The 22,593-nt window shown below is 63.9% G+C and carries 23 protein-coding genes; 13 read left to right on the forward strand and 10 right to left on the reverse strand.

Annotated features, from left to right (window positions below):
• Positions 1-65: 65 nt before the first annotated feature.
• On the forward strand, positions 66-1,184 hold the full coding sequence (locus EI983_RS05045; RefSeq protein ID WP_157706308.1) for an aminodeoxychorismate synthase component I: 1,119 nt from the start codon (positions 66-68) through the stop codon (positions 1,182-1,184).
• 60 nt (positions 1,185-1,244) lie between these two features.
• Here the strand turns inward: EI983_RS05045 and EI983_RS05050 are convergent, their stop codons facing one another.
• A complete protein-coding gene (locus tag EI983_RS05050) occupies positions 1,245-2,471 on the reverse strand; it encodes an SAM-dependent methyltransferase (protein WP_157706309.1) in 1,227 nt (408 codons plus the stop codon).
• 255 nt (positions 2,472-2,726) lie between these two features.
• Here EI983_RS05050 and aspS point away from each other — a divergent pair, with 255 nt between their 5' ends.
• Positions 2,727-4,505: an aspartate--tRNA ligase gene (gene aspS / locus EI983_RS05055; RefSeq protein WP_157706310.1), complete on the forward strand. Its 1,779-nt coding sequence runs from the start codon at positions 2,727-2,729 to the stop codon at positions 4,503-4,505.
• Positions 4,506-4,566: 61 nt separating this feature from the next.
• Complete coding sequence (locus EI983_RS05060; protein ID WP_157706311.1) at positions 4,567-5,298, forward strand: GNAT family N-acetyltransferase; 732 nt, start codon at positions 4,567-4,569, stop codon at positions 5,296-5,298.
• Here the strand turns inward: EI983_RS05060 and EI983_RS05065 are convergent.
• Entirely contained in the window at positions 5,293-6,009 is a 717-nt protein-coding gene (locus tag EI983_RS05065) for a response regulator (RefSeq protein ID WP_157706312.1), read from the reverse strand. The genes EI983_RS05060 and EI983_RS05065 overlap by 6 nt on opposite strands.
• Before the next feature lie 182 nt (positions 6,010-6,191).
• Here EI983_RS05065 and mce point away from each other — a divergent pair, with 182 nt between their 5' ends.
• Positions 6,192-6,596, forward strand: a complete 405-nt coding sequence (gene mce / locus EI983_RS05070; protein WP_157706313.1) for a methylmalonyl-CoA epimerase — start codon at positions 6,192-6,194, stop codon at positions 6,594-6,596.
• Entirely contained in the window at positions 6,596-6,874 is a 279-nt protein-coding gene (locus tag EI983_RS05075) for a DUF1467 family protein (protein WP_157706314.1), read from the forward strand. Before mce ends, EI983_RS05075 begins: the two co-directional genes overlap by 1 nt.
• 73 nt (positions 6,875-6,947) lie before the next feature.
• On the opposite strand, the gene EI983_RS05080 is transcribed toward EI983_RS05075, so the two are convergent.
• The gene (locus tag EI983_RS05080) at positions 6,948-10,067 is read right to left on the reverse strand and encodes a valine--tRNA ligase (RefSeq protein ID WP_157706315.1); all 3,120 of its coding nucleotides are present in this window, start codon (positions 10,065-10,067) and stop codon (positions 6,948-6,950) included.
• A 113-nt stretch (positions 10,068-10,180) separates the two neighbouring features.
• On the opposite strand from EI983_RS05080, the gene EI983_RS05085 reads away from it, so the two are divergent.
• A complete protein-coding gene (locus tag EI983_RS05085; RefSeq protein ID WP_157706316.1) occupies positions 10,181-10,918 on the forward strand; it encodes a DUF3592 domain-containing protein in 738 nt (245 codons plus the stop codon).
• A 95-nt stretch (positions 10,919-11,013) separates the two neighbouring features.
• On the opposite strand, the gene EI983_RS05090 is transcribed toward EI983_RS05085, so the two are convergent.
• Both EI983_RS05090 and EI983_RS05095 read right to left on the reverse strand, forming a co-directional pair.
• Entirely contained in the window at positions 11,014-11,634 is a 621-nt protein-coding gene (locus EI983_RS05090; protein WP_157708982.1) for an HD domain-containing protein, read from the reverse strand.
• Positions 11,634-12,515 carry a phytanoyl-CoA dioxygenase family protein gene (locus tag EI983_RS05095; RefSeq protein ID WP_157706317.1) on the reverse strand — a complete coding sequence of 294 codons (882 nt, stop codon included), beginning with the start codon at positions 12,513-12,515 and terminating at the stop codon, positions 11,634-11,636. Before EI983_RS05095 ends, EI983_RS05090 begins: the two co-directional genes overlap by 1 nt.
• Before the next feature lie 110 nt (positions 12,516-12,625).
• Between EI983_RS05095 and EI983_RS05100 the strand changes: the two genes are divergently transcribed.
• Positions 12,626-13,519: a LysR family transcriptional regulator gene (locus EI983_RS05100; protein ID WP_157706318.1), complete on the forward strand. Its 894-nt coding sequence runs from the start codon at positions 12,626-12,628 to the stop codon at positions 13,517-13,519.
• Here the strand turns inward: EI983_RS05100 and EI983_RS05105 are convergent.
• Positions 13,516-13,950, reverse strand: coding sequence for an Lrp/AsnC family transcriptional regulator (locus EI983_RS05105; protein ID WP_157706319.1), 435 nt, complete (start codon positions 13,948-13,950; stop codon positions 13,516-13,518). The genes EI983_RS05100 and EI983_RS05105 overlap by 4 nt on opposite strands.
• Positions 13,951-14,069: 119 nt before the next feature.
• Between EI983_RS05105 and EI983_RS05110 the strand changes: the two genes are divergently transcribed.
• Positions 14,070-15,197, forward strand: coding sequence for a type III PLP-dependent enzyme (locus EI983_RS05110; RefSeq protein ID WP_157706320.1), 1,128 nt, complete (start codon positions 14,070-14,072; stop codon positions 15,195-15,197).
• Between the two features lie 94 nt (positions 15,198-15,291).
• Positions 15,292-16,368 (forward strand): DUF2235 domain-containing protein, encoded by a 1,077-nt coding sequence (locus EI983_RS05115; protein ID WP_157706321.1) that lies wholly within the window; start codon positions 15,292-15,294, stop codon positions 16,366-16,368.
• An 18-nt stretch (positions 16,369-16,386) separates the two neighbouring features.
• On the opposite strand, the gene EI983_RS05120 is transcribed toward EI983_RS05115, so the two are convergent.
• Both EI983_RS05120 and EI983_RS05125 read right to left on the reverse strand, forming a co-directional pair.
• Positions 16,387-16,869: a PaaI family thioesterase gene (locus EI983_RS05120; RefSeq protein WP_157706322.1), complete on the reverse strand. Its 483-nt coding sequence runs from the start codon at positions 16,867-16,869 to the stop codon at positions 16,387-16,389.
• Between the two features lie 4 nt (positions 16,870-16,873).
• Positions 16,874-17,413, reverse strand: a complete 540-nt coding sequence (locus EI983_RS05125; protein WP_157706323.1) for a peptidoglycan-binding domain-containing protein — start codon at positions 17,411-17,413, stop codon at positions 16,874-16,876.
• A gap of 215 nt (positions 17,414-17,628) precedes the next feature.
• Between EI983_RS05125 and EI983_RS05130 the strand changes: the two genes are divergently transcribed.
• Together EI983_RS05130 and EI983_RS05135 are read left to right on the forward strand one after the other, a co-directional pair.
• Positions 17,629-17,952 (forward strand): 2Fe-2S iron-sulfur cluster-binding protein, encoded by a 324-nt coding sequence (locus EI983_RS05130; RefSeq protein WP_157706324.1) that lies wholly within the window; start codon positions 17,629-17,631, stop codon positions 17,950-17,952.
• Between the two features lie 109 nt (positions 17,953-18,061).
• Entirely contained in the window at positions 18,062-18,724 is a 663-nt protein-coding gene (locus EI983_RS05135; protein WP_246162291.1) for an FG-GAP repeat domain-containing protein, read from the forward strand.
• Positions 18,725-18,820: 96 nt separating this feature from the next.
• On the opposite strand, the gene purD is transcribed toward EI983_RS05135, so the two are convergent.
• Positions 18,821-20,083, reverse strand: coding sequence for a phosphoribosylamine--glycine ligase (gene purD, locus EI983_RS05140; RefSeq protein ID WP_157706325.1), 1,263 nt, complete (start codon positions 20,081-20,083; stop codon positions 18,821-18,823).
• A gap of 194 nt (positions 20,084-20,277) precedes the next feature.
• On the opposite strand from purD, the gene EI983_RS05145 reads away from it, so the two are divergent.
• On the forward strand, positions 20,278-20,616 hold the full coding sequence (locus tag EI983_RS05145) for a peptidoglycan-binding domain-containing protein (protein ID WP_157706326.1): 339 nt from the start codon (positions 20,278-20,280) through the stop codon (positions 20,614-20,616).
• Between the two features lie 54 nt (positions 20,617-20,670).
• On the forward strand, positions 20,671-22,164 hold the full coding sequence (gene xseA / locus EI983_RS05150) for an exodeoxyribonuclease VII large subunit (RefSeq protein ID WP_157706327.1): 1,494 nt from the start codon (positions 20,671-20,673) through the stop codon (positions 22,162-22,164).
• Here xseA and EI983_RS05155 read toward each other — a convergent pair.
• On the reverse strand, positions 22,161-22,580 hold the full coding sequence (locus EI983_RS05155) for a hypothetical protein (protein ID WP_246162293.1): 420 nt from the start codon (positions 22,578-22,580) through the stop codon (positions 22,161-22,163). The genes xseA and EI983_RS05155 overlap by 4 nt on opposite strands.
• Positions 22,581-22,593: the final 13 nt, after the last annotated feature.

Below are 22,593 nucleotides of genomic sequence, written 5' to 3' on the forward strand. Positions count from 1 at the left end.
CTTTTCGGGTGTCTTTACGTGGCCGGAGGGCTATCTAGACCCGAACGCTGACGAGGGACGTACCAGTGCAGATTCGCTTTGATCATGGGCCGGATGGCACCGCTTGCCTGTTTCGGCAGGCGTCTCGGCTGATCACGGCTTGGCGGGCGGAAGAGGTGCCCGATGCCCTGGCGGCACTCGATGAGGCGCGGGCCGAGGGCAAATGGCTTGCCGGTTATGCCAGCTATGAGCTTGGCTATGCGCTGGAGCCAAAGCTCTCGTCTCTCTTGCCGGAGGGGCGGGCGCTCCCTCTTGTGCAGTTTGGTGTCTATGACTGGCCCGTGATCGCGCCACAGCTCGTGCCCGGTGAAACCGCCTTGTCCGGGTTTGAACCACATTGGGACGATGCCCGCTATACCGACGCCTTTGGCCGGGTGCATGAGTATATCTGCGCCGGTGATTTCTATCAGGCGAACCTGACCTTTCCGATTTCGCTGCACGCGACGGGCGCGCCCGAAGCGCTCTATGCGGCGCTCGCGGCGGTGCAGCCCGTCCGTTTCGGCGCGCTGGTCGAGCAGGAGGGGTTGCCCGCGCTGCTGTCGAGATCCCCGGAGCTGTTCTTTCGCACCGACACCCAGGGCCAAATTCAGACCCGCCCGATGAAAGGGACGCAACCGCGCTCGGAGGATCCGGCCGAGGATGCCCGCCGCCGCTTCTTCCTTCAGACGGACGAGAAGAACCGCGCCGAAAACCTGATGATCGTGGACCTTCTGCGCAACGATCTCAGCCGCATCTGCCGGGCGGGGACCGTGGCGGTGCCCGAGCTTTTCTCGGTCGAAAGCTATGCCACGGTGCACCAGATGACGTCGCTCATCACCGGGTTGATGATCGGCGGTACGGGGCTTTCGGATATCTTTGCTGCTCTCTTTCCCTGCGGGTCCATCACCGGCGCACCCAAGGTGCGCGCGATGGAGGTGCTGGCCGATCTCGAAGGCGCCCCGCGCGACATTTATTGCGGCACGATCGGCTGGGTGGCCCCCGATGGACGCTCCGAGTTCAACGTCGCCATCCGCACGCTGATGGTGGGCGAGGGCGGGCAGGCACGGCTGAATGTGGGCGGTGGCGTGGTTTATGACAGCACCGCGGCAAGCGAATACGAAGAGGCGCTCTGGAAGGCACGGTTTGTCTCGCAGCTGATCGGCTGACCGCGCCGCTCTTCGGGCCTGACAGCCCGCCTCGCGAGGCCGCCCAGCAGGGCGGATGAGCTATTCCGCCGCGTGCCGCACCTCCTGACGCGCAGGATAGAGATAGTCGCGTGTCAGCGGCACGGCGTCCTGTTTGGGCGTCAGCTGCATCTGAAACACGACCTGATTGGCATGGCGGAAGGTCAGCTCACAGGCCACCAGGTAATAGCGCCACATCCGGCAGAACCGCTCATCATAAAGCGCGCGGGCGGCGTCGATGTTTTCCATGAACCGCTCGTACCAGTGCCGTAGCGTCTCCGCATAATGCAGCCGCCAGACCTCTACATCGGCCGCCACCAGCCCTGAGCGTTCATAGGCTGCCGCCGTTTCCGACAGGGCAGGGGCATAGCCGCCGGGAAAGATATACTTCCTGATCCAGGGGCTTGTCGTGCCCGGCGGGATCGAGCGCCCGATCGTATGGATCAGCGCGATCCCCTCCGGTGTCAGCCTCTCCTTCACCGTGCGGAAATATTCATCGTAATGCGGCACGCCCACATGTTCGAACATACCGACCGATACGACCCGGTCGAACTGCCCCTTCACCTTGCGGTAATCCTTCAGCTCAAAGCGCACCTTGCCGCTCAGACCCGCTGCCGCGGCCCGCTCCTCGGCCAGCTTGTGCTGTTCGGTCGAGAGCGTCACGCCCAGCACCTCCGCGCCATAGTCCTGCGCCAGCGTCAGCGCCATGCCGCCCCAGCCACAGCCGATATCGAGCACCCGCATCCCCGGCTCGATCAGCAGCTTGCCCGCGATATGGTGCTTCTTGGCCGCCTGCGCCTCTTCCAGGCTCATCCCCGGATGGGCGAAATAGGCGCAGGAATATTGCCGGTCCGCGTCGAGAAAGAGGTCATAAAGCGCCCCTGACAAATCGTAGTGATGCGCCACATTGCTGCGCGAGCGGTTGTCGGGATTGAACTGCTGCAACCGCCGCATCGCATGGCGCATCACCTCCAGCGGGCGGCGGAACCATGGCTGGCCCTGCGCCTCTCTGTTGCGGATGGCCAAGCCGATGAACCCATGCAGATCGTCGTTTTCGATCGTGAGTTGCCCATCCATATACGCCTCGCCCACCGCCAGATCGGGCGACAGCACGATGCGCCGGGGCAGGCTTGCATCATGCAATGCAATCGCCGCCCCCGGCCCAACCCCATTCCCGTAATGCCGGGTCGTTCCATCCGGGTAGGTCACGCTCAGCGCGCCCTCCCGCATCAGATGTGACAGCAACTTGTCCAAGGCCCTGGTCCACATGGCCACCCCCCCTTTTCTGATCCGCGCCCACCCGTGCGCTGTCATAAAGCGATGTGAAACCTGCCGACATTATCCCGGTTTGTCCGGGTATCTGCTCGAACCGCCCGGATTTTTGCGCAAAATCCCACGTCTGTAAACGGTTTTGCCGGAATGAGCGGGCGCTTGCCCATCGCCGCCCCTTGACTTTGCCGCCCCGCATTGGTGTATCGGCGCGAACCAAGACCAGCGCCCGGCAGCCGGGCCAAAGGGGAAATCATGCACGCCTATCGTAGCCATACCTGCGCCGACCTGACCAAATCCAACGTGGGCGAAACCGTGCGCCTTGCGGGCTGGGTGCACCGCATCCGCGACCATGGCGGCGTCCTGTTCATCGACCTGCGTGACCATTACGGCGTCACACAGGTGCTCTGCGACCCCGACAGCCCGGTCTTTTCCGAGGTCGAGAAGCTGCGCTCGGAATACTGCATCCGCATCGACGGCAACGTGAAGGCCCGCGACGAAAGCCTGATCAACCCCAAGATCCCCACCGGCGAGATTGAAGTCTTCATCCGCGATCTCGAAGTGCTGGGCGGCGTGGATGGCGAGCTGCCGCTGATCGTCTTCGGCGATCAGGAATACCCCGAGGAAACCCGCCTGCGCTATCGCTATCTCGACCTGCGCCGCGAGGCGATGCAGGCCAACATGACCCTGCGCTCGGATGTGGTGGCTTCGATGCGCCGCCGGATGTGGGATATCGGGTTCCGCGAATACCAGACGCCGATCATCACCGCGTCCAGCCCCGAAGGCGCGCGCGACTTCCTGGTGCCCTCGCGCCTGCATCCGGGCAAGTTCTATGCGTTGCCCCAGGCCCCTCAGCAATTCAAACAGCTGATCATGGTCTCGGGCTTCGACAAATATTTCCAGATCGCGCCCTGCTTCCGCGACGAAGACCCGCGCGCTGACCGCTCTCCCACCGATTTCTACCAGCTCGACATGGAGATGAGCTTTGTCGAGCAGCAGGACGTGTTCGACACGATCCAGCCGGTGATCTCAGGTATTTTCGAAGAGTTCGGCGGCGGCCGGAAGGTTGATGCCGACTGGCCTCAGATCTCCTTCCGCGATGCGGCCCTCTGGTACGGCACCGACAAGCCTGACCTGCGCAACCCGATCAAGATGCAGGACGTATCGACGCATTTCCGCGGCTCGGGCTTTGCCATCTTCGCCAAGCTTCTGGAGCATGAGGGCAACGAGGTCCGCGCGATTCCGGCCCCCACGGGCGGCAGCCGCAAATTCTGTGACCGGATGAATGCCTTCGCCCAGAAAGAGGGCCTGCCGGGGATGGGCTATATCTTCTGGCGCGATCAGGGCGAGGGGATGGAAGCCGCCGGCCCCCTGGCCAAAAACATCGGCCCCGAACGCACCGAAGCGATCCGCCAGCAGCTTGGCCTTGACGTGGGCGATGCGGCCTTCTTCCTCGGCGGCAAGCCGCAGGCCTTTGAAAAAGTGGCCGGCAAGGCCCGCGACGTGATCGGTGAAGAGCTGGGCCTGACCGAAAAGGACCGTTTCGCCTTTGCCTGGATCGTCGATTTCCCGATGTACGAGGCGGATGAGGAAACTGGCCGCGTGGATTTCTCGCACAACCCGTTCTCGATGCCGCAAGGCGGGCTGGAGGCGCTCTCGGGCAATCCGCTCGATGTGCTCGGCTACCAGTATGACCTGAGCTGCAACGGTTATGAGCTGGTCTCCGGCGCGATCCGGAACCACAAGCTCGACATCATGATCAAGGCGTTTGAGCTTGCGGGCTATGACGAGGCCGAGGTGCGCAAGCGCTTTGGCGGCATGGTCAACGCCTTCCAGTATGGCGCGCCGCCCCACGGGGGCTGTGCGGCGGGCATCGACCGGATCGTGATGCTTCTGGCCGACACCGCCAATATCCGCGAGGTCATCATGTTCCCGATGAACCAGCGCGCCGAAGACCTGATGATGAACGCGCCCTCCGATCCCACCTCGGACCAGCTGATGGAGCTGGGCCTGCGCGTCATCCCGCAGGAGTAACGGCTTTTCATCCCGGCCCGCGGTGCCTATCGTGCCTTGCAGGAGTTGGGGAGCTTACGGGATGACACAAGTCAGCAGGCCGGTTGGCCCGAGCGTTGGCGACTGGCGCGTGCCGCCGCTGCCCGCCGGAGAGCCGATGGAGGGGCGTTACTCCCGGCTTGAACGGCTCGACGCGGACAAACACGCGGCGCTGCTGTTCAAGGCGTTCGATGGGCATGACTGGGTCTGGGATTACATGCCGTCCGGCCCGTTTGCCTCTTCGGCGCAGTTTCACCGCTGGATGCGCGAGGCGACAGCGGCGAACCATATTCTGTTTCACGCCATCTATGACCGCGAGGCGCGGGCCTTTGGCGGCTTTGCCTCCTATCTGCGGATGAAGCCTGCATCGGGCTCCATCGAGGTGGGCTATATCGCCATGGCCCCGCAGCTTCAGCGCACCCGCGCCGCGACCGAGGCGATGTTCCTGATGATGGGCTGGGCTTTCGAGGCGGGCTATCGCCGGTATGAGTGGAAATGCGACGCGCTCAACGCGCCGTCGCGCCGCGCGGCGCAACGGTTTGGCTTCAGTTACGAAGGGGTGTTCCGGCAGGCTACGGTGGTCAAGGGGCGCAACCGCGACACGGCCTGGTTCTCCGTCATCGACAAGGAGTGGCCCGCTCTGAAAGAGGCGTATGAGGTCTGGCTCAACCCGGCCAATTTCGACGAAAGGGGCCAGCAGCGCGAGCGGCTGAGCGACCTGACGGCGCTGGTGCGCGCGGCCCCCGACCCGAGCCTGCCGCGCGAGCGGCTATAACGCCAGGCTTTCCTGCATCCGTTCATGCACCATCGCCGCCACACGCGCCAATTTGGCCTGCGAGGTCGCCCCTTCGGCCCGTGCCGTTGTCAGCTCCTGCGCCGCGAGCTCCAAGGCGCGATCATCCGCCAGACGCGCCACAGAGCCCAGGAACTGCGCCACGTAATCCAGCATCGCCCCAGACTGCGGCTCATCGAGGAGTCCGGCGATATGGGACATGTCATCGCGATAGGCCAGAGGATCGGGCGACACCGTCTCGGTGTTGATCGCACAGGGCCCCTGAACCGCCTGGTCTCGTGGCAGGGCGGCCAGGATCACCTGCTGAAATTCCCCGACCGTATCCACCGGTTTGGCCAGAAATCCGTCTGCCCTGGCGGCAATCGCACGGGTGCGCATGTGATCCTCTCCGCTGATGCCCAATATGGCCCCGACGCGCGGGCTGGACCGGTTCAGCTCATCGATCAGATCCAGTCCCGATCCGTCGGGCAGCCCCAGATCCACGATCACAACCGATGGCCGGTAGACCTGCAAATGCCGCCGCGCCGAGCGCAGGCAATCCGCCCTGCGGATCCGCGCACCGCTGCGCAGGCACATCAGCCGCATCGCTTCAGAAGCATAACGGCTGTCTTCGACCACAAGCACGGTCTTGCCCAGCAAGGGTCGCTTGGCCGAGGGCGACAGGCGGGGGGTGAGAGGGTCAAGGTCATCCATGACAGGCTCCTTCAACGCGGCAGATGCCCGAGCATGACCCCGACATGCCTAACAGCACGTTAATCCGCCTCGAATATCCCCGAACGGTCGGTTAAGTTTTGCACATGCGGCCCCCTGTCGCTTGTCTTGGGCGGGGGCGCGCCCCATAACGTACCCAAACAGATCTGACCAAAGGAGCTGCCATGATTGGCCGTCTGAACCATGTCGCCATCGCCGTGCCTGACCTTGAGGCCGCGGCGGACCAGTATCGCACCGCGCTGGGCGCCAATGTGGGCGCACCGCAGGATGAGCCGGATCACGGCGTCACGGTGATTTTTATCGAGCTGCCCAATACCAAGATCGAACTGCTCTATCCCCTTGGAGAGGACAGCCCGATCAACGGTTTTCTGGAAAAGAACCCGTCGGGCGGCATTCACCATGTCTGCTATGAGGTCGAGGACATCATCGCCGCGCGCGATCACCTGAAAGAAACCGGCGCCCGGGTGCTGGGCTCGGGCGAGCCCAAGATAGGTGCGCATGGCAAGCCGGTCCTGTTCCTGCATCCCAAGGATTTCAACGGCTGCCTCGTGGAACTGGAGCAGGTCTGATGGGACCGGTCTCTGGCCTTGTGCTTTATCTTGTCGTCTGGTTCATGACGTTCTTCTGCGTGCTGCCGATACGTATCACCACCCAGGGTGAGGCAGGCACCACCGTGGACGGCACCCATCACGGCAGCCCCGAACGGCACCATCTGAAGAAAAAGGCGTGGATTACCACGGGCATCGCCTTCGTCATCTGGGCGATCCTGGCCTATATCATCCTCACAGGGACGATCACCGTGCGCGATATCGACATGTTCGGCACAATGAGCGGGGCACGGAATTAGAATGTAGGGTGCGTGCTTGCACGCACCATGGCGCCCCGCAAGGAGGGGTGCGTGAGATCACGCACCCTACACCTTACCCCAATTCTTGCAGACGGGTGAGGGCCGCGCGCAGCTTCTCGGCCTCTTCTTCCCGCAAGCTGAGGTTTTCGCGGGCCTCCTCGACCACCTCTTCGGGGGCGCTCTCGACGAATTTCGGGTTGCCCAAACGCCCCTTCAGCCCGCCGATTTCCTTCTCCAGCTTGCCAAGCGCCTTCTCCAGCCGCGCCTTTTCTTCCGCGACATCAATCACATCCGCCACGGGCAGGCCAAAGCTCGCCCCCTCGGCCGGCACGGTGATACAGCCCTTGGGGAAGCTTGCCGCTTCCGAGATATCCTCGACCCGTGCCAGCCGCTTGATCATCACCTGGTTGTTCTCCCAGGCCGCGCGCGCCGCCGCGTCCCACTCGGTGACCACCAGCGGCACGTAAAGCCCAACCGGCACATGCACCTGCGCGCGCGCCGACCGGATGCCGTCGATGAGATCAATGACCCAATTCATCTCGCGGTCCGCCGCCTCGTCCACCAGTTCCGCGCCATAGTCGGGCCAGTCACCATGCACCAGCATCTTGTCGCGGGTGCCCAGCGTGCCCCAAAGCTCCTCGGTGACAAACGGCATGATCGGGTGCAGCAGGGTGAGACATTGGTCGATCACCCAGGACATGGTGTCTTGTGTCTCGGACTTGGTGACCTCGTCGCCATCCAGCAGAAGCGGCTTGGAAAACTCGACATACCAGTCACAGACCTTGCCCCAGACAAAGGCATAAAGCGCGTTGGCCGCATCGTTGAAGCGATATTGCTCAAGGGCTGCATCCACCGCCTCGCGCACCTTGGCGGTCTCGCCGATGATCCACTTGTTCACGGTCGCTCTGGGCGCGGGAAGATTTTTCGCCGAAAAATCTCGGCCCACCGCGCCGTTCATCTCGGCAAATCGTGCGGCGTTCCAGAGCTTCGTGCCAAAATTCCGATAGCCTGCAATGCGCTGCGTCGAAAGCTTCAGATCCCGGCCCATCGCCGCCATCGCCGTCAGGGTAAAGCGCACCGCATCCGCGCCGTATTCGTCGATCAGTTCCAGCGGGTCCAGAACATTGCCCAAGGATTTCGACATCTTCTTGCCCTTCTCGTCGCGGACGAGGGCGTGGACATAGACATCCGAAAACGGCTTTTCGCCCACAACGGCGTATTGCATCATCATCATCCGGGCCACCCAGAAAAAGATGATGTCAAATCCGGTGATCAGAACGGAGGTTGGGAAGTAGCGCTTCAGTTCTTCGGTCTCCTCCGGCCAGCCCAGCGTGCCGATGGGCCAGAGACCCGAGGAGAACCAGGTGTCAAGGACGTCGGGGTCGCGCCACACGGGATAGATCAGATGTGTCGGGTCCTGGCTTGCGGTGTAGTCCGCCAGTGAGGCCGCCAGCTTGTGCAGCGCATCCTCACGGCTTTCAGCCCCAACCACGCGCATCGCCTGCAAAGGCACAGGCAAGGTGGCCAGATCATCGTGATAGGCCTTCGCAATCGTTTCGAAATCCGGCCCGCATTCCATCAGATGGGTCACATGGCCCTCGTTCAGACCGCGCAGCATCTCGACAAGGTCGATCACCCCGTCGCCTTCGTCATCGCGGAAGTCATCCGAATTCAGGTCGAACCCATACCAAACCGGGATCTGATGCCCCCACCAGAGCTGGCGTGAAATGCACCACGGCTCGATATTCTCCAGCCAGTGGAAATAGACCTTCCGGTCCGCCTCCGGCATGATCCGCACGTCACCCTGCTTGACCGCATCTATCGCGGGGGCAACGATCTTGGCGGTGTCGACGAACCACTGATCCGTCAGCATCGGCTCGATGACCACTTTCGAGCGGTCGCCAAAGGGCTGCATGATCGGTTTCGATTCCACGTAAGGCACCAGGGCGGGGGCCTCTTCGGGCTCTTGCGTGCCCGCCTCGGCAGGCACCATCACCGCCAGCCCTTCTTCGGTGATCTGCTCAACCACCCGCTTACGTGCCTCGAACCGGTCCAGCCCGCGCAGATCGTCCGGCACAAGGTTGATCGTATCCGCCTCGGCCTCGCTCAGCTCCCGTTCGCCGTTGGCCACGGCCATCGCCACCTCGGCCATCTGGGCATAGGGCGCGCCATCGGCACGCATCGCGCCTTTCGTGTCCATCAGCCGGTACATCGGAATGCCGCCGCGCTTGGCGACCTCATAGTCGTTGAAGTCATGCGCGCCGGTGATCTTCACCGCGCCCGAGCCGAAATCCGGGTCAGGATACTCATCGGTGATGATCGGGATCAACCGGCGATGCTCTTTCGGGCCCACCGGAATTTCACAGAGTTTCCCGACGATTGGCGCGTAACGCTCATCTGATGGATGAACCGCAACGGCCCCGTCGCCCAGCATCGTTTCAGGCCGTGTCGTGGCGATGGAGATGTAATCGCGCTCTTCGCGCAGGGTGACATTCCCGTCCTCGTCCTTTTCGACATATTCATACGTGGCCCCACCGGCGAGCGGATATTTGAAGTGCCACATATGCCCCGCCACCTCGATATTCTCGACCTCCAGGTCGGAAATCGCGGTTTCGAAATGCGGGTCCCAGTTGACCAGGCGTTTTCCCCGGTAAATCAGGCCCTTCTGGTGCATATCTACGAAAACCTTGATGACGGCATCGTGGAAATTGCCCTCTTCGCCTTCGGGGGCCGAAGGGGCGCCCGACATGGTGAAGGCTTCGCGCGACCAGTCACAAGACGCACCTAGACGCTTGAGTTGTCCTATGATTGTGCCCCGCGATTTGATCTTTTGCTGCCAAACGCGTTTTTCAAATGCCTCACGGCCCATCTCGGTGCGGCTCGGCTCACCATTGGCGGCCATGTCGCGCTCGGTCACCATCTGGGTGGCGATCCCCGCATGATCCGTGCCCGGCTGCCAGAGCGTGTCATCCCCGCGCATCCGGTGCCAGCGGATCAGGATATCCTGCAACGTGTTGTTGAACGCATGGCCCATATGCAGGCTGCCCGTCACGTTGGGCGGCGGGATCATGATGGAAAACGCCGATGCCCCGGGCCGGGCATTGGCGCCTGCCTTGAAACATCCTGCCGCTTCCCACGCCTCGTAAAGCCGTTTCTCGGCCGTGGCGGCATCAAAGGTCTTTTCCATCGCCATGATCGTGCATCCTTACGCGTCTTTATCCGTCGCCGCCCCGTCTACCCAATCTCCGGGCCAAGGGGAAGCGCGAAGGCTTGCCTCGCGCGCCCAATCACCGCAGTCTGGACATCATGACCGAGATACCCGTGCCCCCGCCCTCGCTTTTCCGCCTGTTCAACCGGATGGGCGGGTGGATCGTGCTGCTGATCGGCGTGTTCCTCCTGGTGCTGACCCTGATCAGCCAGCTGGCCTTCAACATGGCCGCCCGGTTCGAGGAAGAGGGCCGCGCGGCCACCGCCACGGTGCGCGAACGCTACACCACCACCGGCCGCGATTCCGACGGCAACACCACCACAAGTTATTGGCTGACCTTCGATTTCATGACCCAGCGCAAGGAAGAGATCTCTCTGACCGAGACCGTGGGCTCGTCGCTCTATAACAGGGTGCAGGTCGGGGACAGCTTCGATTTGCTCTACCTCGCCAGTGAGCCCAGAAAGGTCGAAACCACCCCCGGAAGCAACCGCACGGCCACACGGGTCACCCGGATCATCGCGCTTGTGCTTGGCCTGATTTGGCTTCTTGGCTTGTGGAAAGTGGGCAACTGGGCCGTCGGCGCCGTCCGCGCGCGGCGATATGGCACGCGGGTTTCGGCAAAGGTGCTTGAGATCGAACGCTCGGCGGTGCGCGTCAACAACCAACCGCGATATCGCCTTGTCTGGAGAGAGACCGGCGGCCGCCGCGGCAAGAGCCTGCTGCGCAAAAAGGGGGATCTGTCAGGTCTCGCGCCCGGCGACGAGATCGAGGTCTTCCAGGGCATCAAATACAGCTGGTGGATCGGCGATGTCGGTGAGGCGCCGGACAGACAGTAAAGACTTGTCGCGAAGCTGAAATCCGCGCGACCCGAATCGGGTCCGGGGCCACGCGGCAGGTGTGGACATCCCGGGACGGGCCCGGGACACCTGGCTCAGCTGCGCTGTGCCGCCACCTCGGCATCCACCAGCGGCTCGCGCTCGCCGGCCCGGATCACGCTTGGGTCATAAGGCTCGCGGGCGAACACCTCCTCGACCATCGGCGCAAAGAACTCCAGCGGCAGATCGTCATAGTCGGGGTCAAAGCTCGCCTGATCCCAGCGTTCGCAAAACTCGGCGCAGTCCTCGAAATACTTGTGCCCCGCATGCCGCTCCCGCTTGTTCTGGTCGAACCCGTCCAGATGATGCCCATAATACAACATCTGGAAATCGCCATGGGTTGCCACGCACCAGGTGCATTGCTCGCGTACGAAGGGTTTGAGGATCGTGGCGGCGTATTCGTCGTGGTTATAGGGTGCATAGATATCGCCGATATCGTGCAGCAGCGCTGAGACGACCCAGTCGATATCCGCGCCATCCCGCCAGGCCCGCGTGGCCGACTGCACCGAATGGCCCAGCCGGGTGATCTGATAGCCGCTGAGGCTCTCATCCAACTCCACCAGTGCCTTCAGAAGCCGCCTTGCGGTGTGTTTGGTGTGATCGATCTCATGCGCCGTGAGGAACTCGTAATCCTCCTTGGTGCCGTCTTTCATCTGGGTGAAGCTGACCTTGTCCATCACGCGTAAAGCCCTTCCTTGTCTTGTGCGGACCCCTTCATCAGGGCCTGCGCCTGTGCTTTTCTGATCTCATCGTACAGGGCGAGACTTCGCGCCGTAAAGGGGGCATCTGGCGGCGTGAAGTTGATGAAATGACCCGTCCGGTCCGCCCCGCGCGCGAGGATCGCATAATCCTTGTCCGCCACCTGCTGCGCGACCTGCGGCGACAGATAGCGCACCACGCAGGCAATGCGCCTGTCATCCGTGATGTTGGCGTCCGAGCCGTGAATCGTCAGCCCGTGATGCAGAGACATCTGGCCGGGATGGATCTCGATCGCCTCCCTATCTTCCTCGGCCACGTCAACCCGTATCTCCTGACCCCGGCTCAACAGGTTGTTGGCGTCATGAGTGTCCACATGCGGCAGGATCGGGTTCTTGTGGCTGCCGCGCACGAAATTCATGCAACCCGAATCCGGCGTGGCCGGGCTGAGCGCGATCCAGGCGGTCACCAGGTGATCCACCGCGCCGAAGCCCCAATAGGTCAGATCCTGATGCATCGACACCATCTGCTTGGTCCTCGGTTCCTTGATGAAGAACTCAACCGACCAGATCAGGATATCCGGCCCGATAATGCCCTCCACCACATCGAGCACGCGGGGATCGGCGGCAATGCGATGCGCCATCGGCATCACGCAATGGGCATTGATGCGTTTGTAGGTGTTCAGCGGCAGCGGCAACCCATTGTCGAGCCATCTGCGCTCCATCTCCTCCAGCTCTGCGCGCAGGCCCTGTGCTTCCTCGGCCGGAATGACGGGAATTGGGAAGAGATAGCCATCCTCCCAATAGGTCTCGATCTGGTCTTGTGACAGGCGACCATCGGTCAGTTCTACAGGTGTTCGCATCGCAATTCCAACGCAAAGAAAGGTGATTTTGCGGAAAGTTACCGTTTCTTGCGGCTGCGCCAAAGCGATTCCGCTGGACGCTGAGACTAAGCTCAACTTATTCTGAACGCATGTCCCAACCCGTTCCCTCGCTCAATTGGCTGCGTGTGTTCGAGGCGGCCGCGCGGTATCAGAGCTTTGCCCGCGCCGCCGGTGAGCTCAACATGTCCGCCGCCGCCGTCAGCCAGCAGATCCGCGCGCTGGAGGCCCGGCTGGGCACGCCGCTCTTTGATCGTCACGCCCATGCGGTCAGCCTCACCGAGATGGGGCAGGCTTACCTGCCTGCGGTTCAACACGCCCTGGTCTCGTTGCAGGAGGCCACCGAGGGGCTGTTTGGTTCCGCGCAGCAGCAGTCAGTCTTTATCGAGGCGGTGCCGCTCTTTGCCGATGGGGTGCTGGCGCAGGTCATTGCCAGCTTTCGGGTGTTGCACCCCGAGGTCGAGGTGACGCTGACCACCGATCTCGGCGGCGGCCAGGCGACGCGCCGCTATCACGATCTGCGCGTCATTTTCGGCACACCCACCGGCACAGACGGCCTCTCTGAGTGGCTTCTGGGCGAACGGCTCTATCCGGTCGCGACACCGGCACTCGCCGCCGAGGTGTCAGACCCGGCGGACTTGCTGAAACACCCGCTGATCGACGTGGCGCAGCATCGGACAGGATGGGCCTATGTCTTTGAAAAAATGGGGTTTGTCAGCCGCGCTGCGCGCTATATCCGCACCGATTCCACCGTCATGGCCGCCGCCCTTGCGCGGGAAGGAGCCGGGATCGCGCTGGCCCGCGCACCGGCCTCCGACGCGGTGATGCGCGGGGCCGGGCTGGTGCCCTGTCTGGACGGCTTCATGCTGACCGGGGCCTATGGTTATCACCTGACCTATGCCGATCATCCGGCCCTGCGCCGCCCGGCACAGCTTTTCCGGGCGCATCTGCACGCGGCCTGCCGCACGCTTGAAGCAGGGCCTTAATCGCCCCGGCGCAGCTTGGTCGCCAGATGGATCAGGCTTTCGGAACTGCGCACGCCCTTGGCCTCTCCGATCCGGTCAAGCGTGTCGTCCAGCGCTTCGGTGCTGGCCGCTTCAAGCGTCACGATCAGATCCCAACGCCCCGATGTGGTATGCACCCGCCGGACCTGGGGCAGGCTTTTCAGCCGGGCCAGAACGGTGGGGCCGCTGCGGGGCTCGATGCTGACCAGCACCGTCGCGCGCAAGGGCAGGCGCAACGCCTCGTTCAGCCGCACCGCATAGCCCTGGATCGCGCCCGTACGTTCCAGCCGGTCAAGCCGCGCCTGCACCGTTGTCCGCGCCAGCCCCAGCCGCCTGGCCAGCGTGGTGACAGGCAGGCGGGCATTGTCCTGAAGCAGGTCGATCAGCGCGCGATCCGTTTCGTCAATCTGCATCTTTTGTCGTCACTATGCTGAATATAAGAGTCACTATGCACATAATGACATGAGGAATCGACGGGAATCTCGCCCAAACTTGAGAAAACGCAATTCGAAAAGCTGAGCGAGGTAGAGCAATGCGCGCATCCCAGGACTGGCAGAGCCCGGTGGACCATCTGAGCCGGGAGCGGCCCGACACGGTACAGCTCTATTTCAGTCCTTCGGTCCTTCAGGCCACGGCGGCGCGGTTCCGGGCTGGGTTTCCCGGGCTTGTCACCTACGCGGTCAAGGCCAATCCAAGCGCCGAGGTGCTGGCCAATCTGAGCGCGGCCGGGATCACGGCCTTCGACGTGGCCAGCCCCGAGGAAATGCGTGCAGTGCGCGCGGTCAACCGGCGCGCGGTCCTGCATTACAACAACCCGGTGCGCTCTGCCGCCGAGGTGGAGGTGGCCATCGCCTCTGGCGTTGCGTCTTATTCCGTGGACGATGCGGGCGAGCTGGCGAAGCTCAGCGCCGTCCCCAAAGGCACTGAAATATCCGTGCGCCTGGCCTTGCCGGTGAAGGGGGCGGCCTATGATTTCGGCTCCAAATTCGGCACCACGCCCGCGCGCGCGGCGGCCCTTCTGCGCGAGGTAAAGGCGATGGGGCTGACCGCATCGCTCACCTTTCATCCCGGCACACAATGCGCCGACCCGGCGGCCTGGGCCGCCTATATCCGGGCGGCGGTCGAGGTCTCAGAAGCGGCAGGCGTGCCGCTGGCGCGGCTGAATGTCGGTGGCGGTTTCGCCGCGCATCGGTGGCAGGCAGCACCCGATCTGGAAGCGATCTTCGCCCGCATCCACAAAGAGGTGCGCAGCGCCTTCGGGACCGAACGCCCCGCGCTTGTCTGCGAGCCGGGCCGCGCCATGGTGGCCGAAGCCTTCACACTGGCGACCCGTGTGAAGGCACTGCGCGCCGATGGCAGCATCTTCTTGAATGACGGCATCTATGGAGGTCTTGCCGAGGCGCGGGATATGCCCGTCGTGGACCGCGTCACGGCCCTGTCTCCGGCCGGAGAGCCGCGCCTTGCCCCCGCCCGGGCGCGCGTGATCTTTGGCCCCACCTGTGACAGCATCGACCGCCTGCCTGATCCTCTCGCACTGCCTGCCGACCTGGCCGAGGGCGATTATGTGCTCTTCCGCGGCATGGGGGCCTATGCCCAGGCGCTCAACACCGGGTTCAACGGCTACGGGCTCTGCACCCCGGTCACCGTCACCGCGGCATAACCCGCTCGCGTGCCGTTCACGGCAAATTTCATGGACTGTAAACCCCTTGCCCCCCAGATTGGGGGCATGACGGGTTCAACCATATCGCGCGCGCATGCCCTGGCGTAGCTGGGGCAGGGCGCTCTATGGCCTGCTGCGCCCCGGTCGGCGGCAGGACCGGCAGAGCTTTGCCGGCGCGCGCGGGGTGCAGACCCATGTGATCATCCTCGACGGGACGATGTCCTCGCTTGAGGACGGCTGCGAGAGCAATGCCGGGCTCACCTACAAGCTGCTCTGCGACCGCAAACAGCCCAATGTCTCGCTCTATTACGAGGCGGGTCTGCAATGGCAGGACTGGCGTGCAACGGGGGATGTGCTCTTTGGCCGGGGCATCAACCGTCAGATCCAGCGCGCCTATGGCTATCTGGCCAGCCGCTACCACCCCGGCGACCGGATATTCCTGATGGGCTATTCCCGCGGCGCCTTTGCCGTGCGCTCGCTGGCCGGGGTGATTGACCGTATCGGGCTTCTCAGGGCGGAACATGCCACTGAACGGAACGTGACCACCGCCTACCGGCACTACCGGTCAAACGGCGGCGGCGCCGCCGCGCAGGATTTTGCTCGCGCCTATTGCCATGCGACGGTCGAGATCGAGATGGTCGGCGTCTGGGACACGGTCAAGGCGCTTGGCCTGCGCCTGCCGATCCTCTGGCGCTGGAGCGAACCGGCCCATGCCTTTCACAATCATCAGCTCGGTGCCTCCGTGAAACACGGCTATCATGCGCTCGCCCTGGATGAGACCCGCGCCGTCTTCACGCCGGTGATGTGGCTCAGCGACGGCGATCTGCCCGGGCATGTGGAGCAGGTCTGGTTTCGCGGCAGCCACGGCGATGTGGGCGGCCAGCTCAACGGGTTCGATGCGGCGCGCCCGCTGTCGAATCTGTCGCTCGTCTGGATGCTGGAACGGGCGGTCGTCGCCGGGCTGGAACTGCCCCCAGGCTGGCAGGCGCGTTTTCCTCAGGATCCCTCGGCGCCATCGACCGGCACCTGGCGCGGCTGGGGCAAGCTCTTTCTCGCGCGCAACCCGCGGCGCGTGGGCGAGGACCCGTCAGAACGGCTGCACAGTTCGGTCGCGGTCCGGGCAGGCAACAAGTTGAATGGCTCGCCTGACAGTCTGGGGTCGGTCCCGTAGCGGCGCGGCACTCTCCGCTCATCCTGTCATGATGATACAGGTGGTGGACCCGCTGGCATAGAGTTGGCCGTCCTCCACCCCGCGCACCTCACCCACGGCCACCCCGGTGGACCGCCCCGCATGCAACACCGTGCCGATCGCCCGTACCGGCAGGCTTGCGGGCAAAGCCCTTGTGATATTCACCTTGAATTCCAGCGTGGTGTAAAAGGACCCCTTCGGTACCTCCGTCATCACGGCGCAGGCCATGCAACTGTCCAGGATGGCCCCGTACCAGCCGCCATGAACGCCGCGCATCATGTTCATCGCCCCAAACCCGGCCGCCCCTTCGAACACCACGCGCCCGGGCCCGGCCTCTACGGGCCAGAAACCCAGGGTCTGGCCTATCGGCGGACCGGGCAGGCGCCCGGCCACCACATCCTGCATGAAATCCAACCCGCTCCGGGACAATACGTCCCCCGGCCCGGGCAGCTCTTCAACGGATCCGGCGATGGTCTTGGTCATCCTGTCACCTCGGTCTGTCCAGCGCCACCAGCCCCAGAACCCGGGCCGTGGCAAGCGACAGGATGCCGCTGTCCAGCCCCAGCGGCTTCTGATAGCGGCGGATCGCAGTGCGGGTCGGTGCGTCCATCACCCCCGAAACCGGCCCGCGATACAGCCCGCGCGCCTGAAGCGCCCTCTGCAATGAAGCAATCAGCTCGGGCGTCATTTCGTCGGGGCAGGGCACCTGAAACACCGTGTCTTTGCGTTCCTGCACGATCTCCTGCCTGGTTTCGGTCCTGTAGACCGCAGGCCGGATCACCCAGCCGCTCGCATCGCGCAGTTCCGGCTCGACGATGATCTGCTCGGTCACCGTCTCCAGAACCGCTGGTGTCGAATCCCGCGCCCAGCAGTTCCCCTCCGTTGCTCCGGACGGGGCAGGGGCGGCCTGCCCGCCGGACGACGCGGCCGCGTAGCGGTCGACGGCGCTTCTGTCCTGGCAGCCCGCAACAGCCAGCAGCGCCAGAAGCGGGGCCAGCCTCCGCCAAGATCGAAATTTGGGCCGCATGCTCACGCGCCTCACACCAGCGTTCTGCGCGCAGCTTATCCGCTTTTCCCGCGGCAAGAAAACGGGCGATACGCGGGTTTTCACCGGCGCTGGGGCGAAATTGCCACGGATGCGGCTGGGATTTTCGCTCAAATGTCGCAAATGGGGCTGGCATGACCTAGATGGCTTGTCTAGGAGACTATGAGTTTCGGCACAGTGAAGGGGAATCCGCAGAAATGGCGAAAATCACCTATATCGAACATGGCGGCACCGAGCATGTGGTCGAGGTGGCCAATGGCCTCACCGTGATGGAAGGCGCGCGCGACAACAATATTCCCGGCATCGAGGCCGATTGCGGCGGGGCCTGCGCCTGCTCGACCTGCCACGTCTACGTGCATCCCGACTGGGTCGAGAAACTGCCCGCCAAGGACGATATGGAAGAGGATATGCTCGATTTCGCCTACGAGCCCGATCCGGTCCGCTCGCGCCTGACCTGCCAGGTCAAGGTGACCGACGCGCTTGACGGGCTGATCGTGCAGATGCCCGAAAAGCAGATCTGATTTGACCTCGGGGGCGCCGCGCCGGCCGTCGCGCCTTTGCCGCGCTATCGCCCGCGGCGCAGTCTCCGCGGCGGCTCTTTGGCTGGCGTTGCTGGCGCCGGGGGCGGCTGTGGCGCAGCAGATCACCGGCGCGCGGTTTATCTCGCCCACCACCCATTACCCGCATGGCGTGCTGGGCGACAGCACCGAATATTCCGGCATGGCGGTGGAGCTCTCCTCGGGTCCGCCCGCGCGCGTTGACTTCGCGCCCGGCACCCGCGTGTTTGAGGATATCGCGCCCCGGCTCTGGGACGTGACGGGCGATGGCCTGCCCGAGATCGTGGTGGTTGAAACCGACCCGCCCCAGGGCGCGCAACTCTCGGTCTATGGCCTGCGGCAGGGCCGGATCACCAAACTCGCCGCGACGCCCCATATCGGCCGGACCAATCGCTGGCTCGCCCCCATCGCCGCCGCCGATCTCGATGGCGACGGGCATATCGAGATCGCCTACATCGACCGTCCGCACCTGGCCAAGACCCTGCGCATCTGGCGCTACCGCGACGGCGTGCTCTCTGAGGTGGCCAGCGCAACAGGGCTGACCAATCACAAGATCGGCTGGGATTTTATCGCCGGGGGCCTGCGCGATTGTGATGGCACCCCCGAGCTCATCACCGCCAACGCAAATTGGTCCCGGATCATTGCCACCCGCTTTGATGGCACCACCACCAACAGCCGCCAGCTCAGCGCCTATACCGGCCCCGACAGCCTCACCGCCGCCACCGCCTGCGACTGAACGCGCGCCTTTCATTGTTCCACAAATACTCCGGGGAGCGCGAGGGGCAGCGCCCCTCGCATCGGTCGGATGGCCGTCAGGCCATTCGAAACCGGATCAGAGCGCCCGCCAGCCGATATCGCTGCGATAAAACCCGCCGGGCCAGTCTATCGCGGCGATCATTTCATAGGCCCGGTCGCGCGCCTCCTGCAAGGACGCCCCGCGTGCTGTCACGTTCAGCACCCGGCCACCGCTGGCGGTGATCTGCCCATCCACCAGCTTAGTGCCCGCATGAAACACCATGTGAAAGCTGTCTTCCGGGCAATCATCCAAGCCCTTGATCACACTGCCTTTCTCATAAGACCCCGGATAGCCCTGCGCGGCCATCACCACGGTGATGGCATGGTCCTCGGCCCAGTTGACCCGGCATTCCGCCAGCCGCCCCTCGGCGGCGGCCTGCATCAGGTCGAGTGCCTGCGCCCCCAGCCGCATCATCAGCACCTGGCATTCCGGATCGCCAAAGCGCACGTTGTATTCCACCAGCCGGGGCTGACCATCCTTGATCATGAGCCCGACATAAAGCACGCCCTGATAGGGCATCCCCCGCCGCGCCATTTCGGTCAGCGTCGGCGTCACGATCTCATCGAGCGCCTTTCGGGTGATCTCCTCGTTCATCACCGGCGCAGGGGAATAGGCCCCCATGCCGCCGGTGTTGGGGCCGGTGTCGCCCTCGCCCACGCGCTTGTGATCCTGCGCCGTGCCAAAGGGCAGGGCGGTCTGGCTGTCACACAGCACGAAGAACGATGCCTCCTCGCCCTCCATGAACTCCTCGATCACCACCTCAGCCCCGGCGCCGCCAAAGGCGCCTCCGAACATGTCGTCAAGGGCGTCCAGCGCCTCGGCCTCGGTCATCGCCACGATCACGCCTTTTCCGGCAGCCAGCCCGTCGGCCTTGATCACGATCGGCGCGCCCTGCGCCTCGACATAGGCGCGGGCCGCCTGCAGATCGGTGAAATGCCCATAGCCTGCCGTCGGCGCGCCCGCCGCGTCGCAAATCTCCTTGGTAAAGCTTTTCGAGGCCTCCAGCCGCGCCGCGCCTTCGCTCGGGCCAAAAACCAGCAGCCCCGCATCGCGCAGCCGGTCCGCCACACCCACCGCCAGGGGGGCCTCCGGGCCGACAATCACGAAATCCACCGCGTTGGCCTCGCAGAATTCCGCAACCGCCCCGCCATTCTCGATATCCAGGGCCGCGCATTCTGCGATCTGGGCAATTCCGGCATTGCCCGGCGCCACGATCAGTTTGTCGCATTTGGGGTTCTGCATCACCGCCCAGGCCAGCGCATGTTCGCGCCCACCGCTGCCGAGAATCAGGATATTCATTGGGGCTCGCCTCCCGCTCATGGACCTTGGGCATTGCATAGGACGCCCCCGGCACAGGCGCAACCCACCCGACCGATTGCCGGGCATCTGAGGTCAATCCCCCATTTTGAGCAGAGGCGGCCATCCCTCCCTTGCAATGCGGCCGATCTCGCGACACACTCGGGAAAACGACTTAGCAACAAGGAGATGTTACAATGATTACGCGTCGTGCTGTTACTCTCGGCCTCGCGGCCATGGCAGTCCCGGGCGTCGCCCAGGCACAACAGGTTCGCCGCCGCGCGATGGAAGAAATTTTCGAAGCGCTGAGCTATGAGCGCCGGACGCGCATCCAACAGGTCCTGTCCGCCGCTGGCATCTACAAGCTCGGCATTGACGGCCTGTATGGCCCCGGCACCGAGGCCGGGCTGATCAAGGGCGCGCGCTATCTCAACCGGCGGTCCAACAATGCCGCAGGCATCGACCTGAGCACCCGTGACGGCATCATCGACTATTATCGCGGTATCCTGACCGGACGCTACGCAGCCTATTACTGACACTGGCCGGGACATGGGGCGATCTCTTGACCTATCTCTTGCATTCATTGCCCCATGTCTGACCTGATCGACGACCCGGCCCCCGGCGAAAACGCGCCCGAATTCTCCATTTCCGAGCTCTCGGGCGTGATCAAGCGGATGATCGAGGGAGAGTTCTCCCATGTCCGCGTCAAGGGGGAGGTCGGGCGCGTCTCGCGCCCGCGATCTGGGCATCTCTATCTCGATCTCAAGGATGACCGCGCGGTTCTGGCCGGCGTGATCTGGAAAGGCGTGGCCTCGCGCCTTTCGGTACAGCCCGAGGAAGGGATGGAGGTGGTCGCGACCGGGCGGCTCACCACCTTCCCGGGCCAGTCGCGCTATCAGATCGTCATCGAAGATATCAAACCGGCCGGTATGGGCGCCCTTATGGCGATGCTGGAGGCCCGCAAAAAGGCGCTGGCCGCCGAGGGCCTTTTTGCCCCGGAACGCAAGAAGTCCATCCCCTATCTGCCTGAAGTCATTGGGGTTGTGACCTCACCATCCGGGGCCGTGATCCGCGATATCCTGCACCGTCTGCGCGACCGCTTTCCGCGCAAGGTGCTGATCTGGCCCGTGGCCGTGCAGGGCGAGAAATGCGCCCCCGAAGTGGCCCGCGCCATTGCCGGGTTCAACGCTTTGACACCAGGCGGCGCGCTGCCCCGGCCGGATCTGCTGATCGTGGCGCGCGGCGGCGGCTCGGTCGAGGATCTCTGGGGTTTCAACGAAGAGGCGGTCGTGCGTGCCGCCGCTGCCTCCGACATCCCGCTGATCTCGGCGGTGGGGCACGAGACGGACACCACGCTGATCGACTTTGCCGCCGACAAACGCGCGCCGACGCCCACCGCCGCCGCTGAACTGGCGGTGCCGGTGCGGCTCGATCTTCTGGGCTGGCTCGACGGGCAGGAGGCCCGGCTGACCCAGGCGCTCACCTCCGGCATCGCCACCCGCGGCCAGCGCCTGCGCGATCTCTCCCGCGCGCTGCCCCGCGTGGAGACGCTGACCGAAGGCCCCGCTCAGCGGCTCGATGCGGTGGCCACCCGTCTGCCCGCTGCTCTGATCCGGTCGGTGCAAACCCGCAAGGTGGCCCTGTCCGAAGCGTCCGGCGCGCTGCGCCCCAGCCTGTTGCGTCGGGGGCTGAACAGTGACCGGCAAAAGCTAGCCAGCCTTTCTGCCCGGCTCAACCTGCGCCCGCTGCAAAGCGAGATGGCCGGCCAGCGGCAAGAACTCGACAGGCATTCGCGGCGTCTGGCCGAGCTTGGCAGCCGCCAGATCAAGGCGCTCAAGGATCAGGTCGCAGGTCTTGATCGTGTTTTGCAAACAGTGGGTTACGAGGCGACGTTGAGGCGCGGATTTGCCGTGGTTCGCGCGGGCGACACGGTGATCTCCAGCCAAAAAGCAGCCGCCGGTGAGGCGCATCTTGAAATTCAGTTTGCTGATGGGCGCCTGGCGGTCAGCCCGGCCGAGAAAGCGGCAAAGCCTGCAAAGCCAAAGCCCAGAGCAGCCCCGCCGGAACAGGGCGACCTGTTCTAGACCCCCACATCCGGCCCCAGGCAGGACAGCGGCTCATGGCTGCGCTCAACTTCGTACAATTCCAGCTCCCCCGGGTCGTCCTGAAACTTCGCGATCAACCCGCCACCGGGCGACTCACGGAAGCTCCAGCATTGCACGTCCTGCAGCTGTTCATACTCGAAACAGATCATCCCGCTATGCTCGTACCAATACCCCTCCTGGCACCGGCCATCGAGAAAAGTCCATATAACCCGGCGATTTGAGAGGTATTCTTCAGCCCCATAGGCCTGCCCGTTCGTGCCGTAATAGAAGGTTTTGCCACGGGTGAAAGCGTCAAATTCCTCCGCCGACATCGTCTCGGCGATGGCGGGCACGGCAAGCCAGAGGCACAAACAGGCGATCAGGTGTTTCATGAACACAAGTTTCGCAAATCCCATGTCGCAGCGCCAG

The sequence above is a fragment of the Roseovarius faecimaris genome (assembly GCF_009762325.1).
GTDB classification, from domain to species: Bacteria; Pseudomonadota; Alphaproteobacteria; order Rhodobacterales; family Rhodobacteraceae; genus Roseovarius; species Roseovarius faecimaris.

Bases quoted from the DNA above. Each gene is read 5' to 3' on its own strand.
- EI983_RS05100 (WP_157706318.1), top strand. From the start codon at position 12,626: ATGTCCCAACCCGTTCCCTCGCTCAATTGGCTGCGTGTGTTCGAGGCG.
- mce (WP_157706313.1), top strand. From the start codon at position 6,192: ATGATTGGCCGTCTGAACCATGTCGCCATCGCCGTGCCTGACCTTGAG.
- xseA (WP_157706327.1), top strand. From the start codon at position 20,671: ATGTCTGACCTGATCGACGACCCGGCCCCCGGCGAAAACGCGCCCGAA.
- EI983_RS05115 (WP_157706321.1), top strand. From the start codon at position 15,292: ATGCCCTGGCGTAGCTGGGGCAGGGCGCTCTATGGCCTGCTGCGCCCC.
- EI983_RS05060 (WP_157706311.1), top strand. From the start codon at position 4,567: ATGACACAAGTCAGCAGGCCGGTTGGCCCGAGCGTTGGCGACTGGCGC.
- EI983_RS05085 (WP_157706316.1), top strand. From the start codon at position 10,181: ATGACCGAGATACCCGTGCCCCCGCCCTCGCTTTTCCGCCTGTTCAAC.
- EI983_RS05130 (WP_157706324.1), top strand. From the start codon at position 17,629: ATGGCGAAAATCACCTATATCGAACATGGCGGCACCGAGCATGTGGTC.
- EI983_RS05080 (WP_157706315.1), bottom strand. From the start codon at position 10,067: ATGGCGATGGAAAAGACCTTTGATGCCGCCACGGCCGAGAAACGGCTT.
- EI983_RS05090 (WP_157708982.1), bottom strand. From the start codon at position 11,634: ATGGACAAGGTCAGCTTCACCCAGATGAAAGACGGCACCAAGGAGGAT.
- EI983_RS05110 (WP_157706320.1), top strand. From the start codon at position 14,070: ATGCGCGCATCCCAGGACTGGCAGAGCCCGGTGGACCATCTGAGCCGG.
- purD (WP_157706325.1), bottom strand. From the start codon at position 20,083: ATGAATATCCTGATTCTCGGCAGCGGTGGGCGCGAACATGCGCTGGCC.
- EI983_RS05065 (WP_157706312.1), bottom strand. From the start codon at position 6,009: ATGGATGACCTTGACCCTCTCACCCCCCGCCTGTCGCCCTCGGCCAAG.
- EI983_RS05095 (WP_157706317.1), bottom strand. From the start codon at position 12,515: ATGCGAACACCTGTAGAACTGACCGATGGTCGCCTGTCACAAGACCAG.
- aspS (WP_157706310.1), top strand. From the start codon at position 2,727: ATGCACGCCTATCGTAGCCATACCTGCGCCGACCTGACCAAATCCAAC.
- EI983_RS05155 (WP_246162293.1), bottom strand. From the start codon at position 22,580: ATGGGATTTGCGAAACTTGTGTTCATGAAACACCTGATCGCCTGTTTG.
- EI983_RS05120 (WP_157706322.1), bottom strand. From the start codon at position 16,869: ATGACCAAGACCATCGCCGGATCCGTTGAAGAGCTGCCCGGGCCGGGG.
- EI983_RS05105 (WP_157706319.1), bottom strand. From the start codon at position 13,950: ATGCAGATTGACGAAACGGATCGCGCGCTGATCGACCTGCTTCAGGAC.
- EI983_RS05125 (WP_157706323.1), bottom strand. From the start codon at position 17,413: ATGCGGCCCAAATTTCGATCTTGGCGGAGGCTGGCCCCGCTTCTGGCG.
- EI983_RS05050 (WP_157706309.1), bottom strand. From the start codon at position 2,471: ATGTGGACCAGGGCCTTGGACAAGTTGCTGTCACATCTGATGCGGGAG.
- EI983_RS05145 (WP_157706326.1), top strand. From the start codon at position 20,278: ATGATTACGCGTCGTGCTGTTACTCTCGGCCTCGCGGCCATGGCAGTC.
- EI983_RS05075 (WP_157706314.1), top strand. From the start codon at position 6,596: ATGGGACCGGTCTCTGGCCTTGTGCTTTATCTTGTCGTCTGGTTCATG.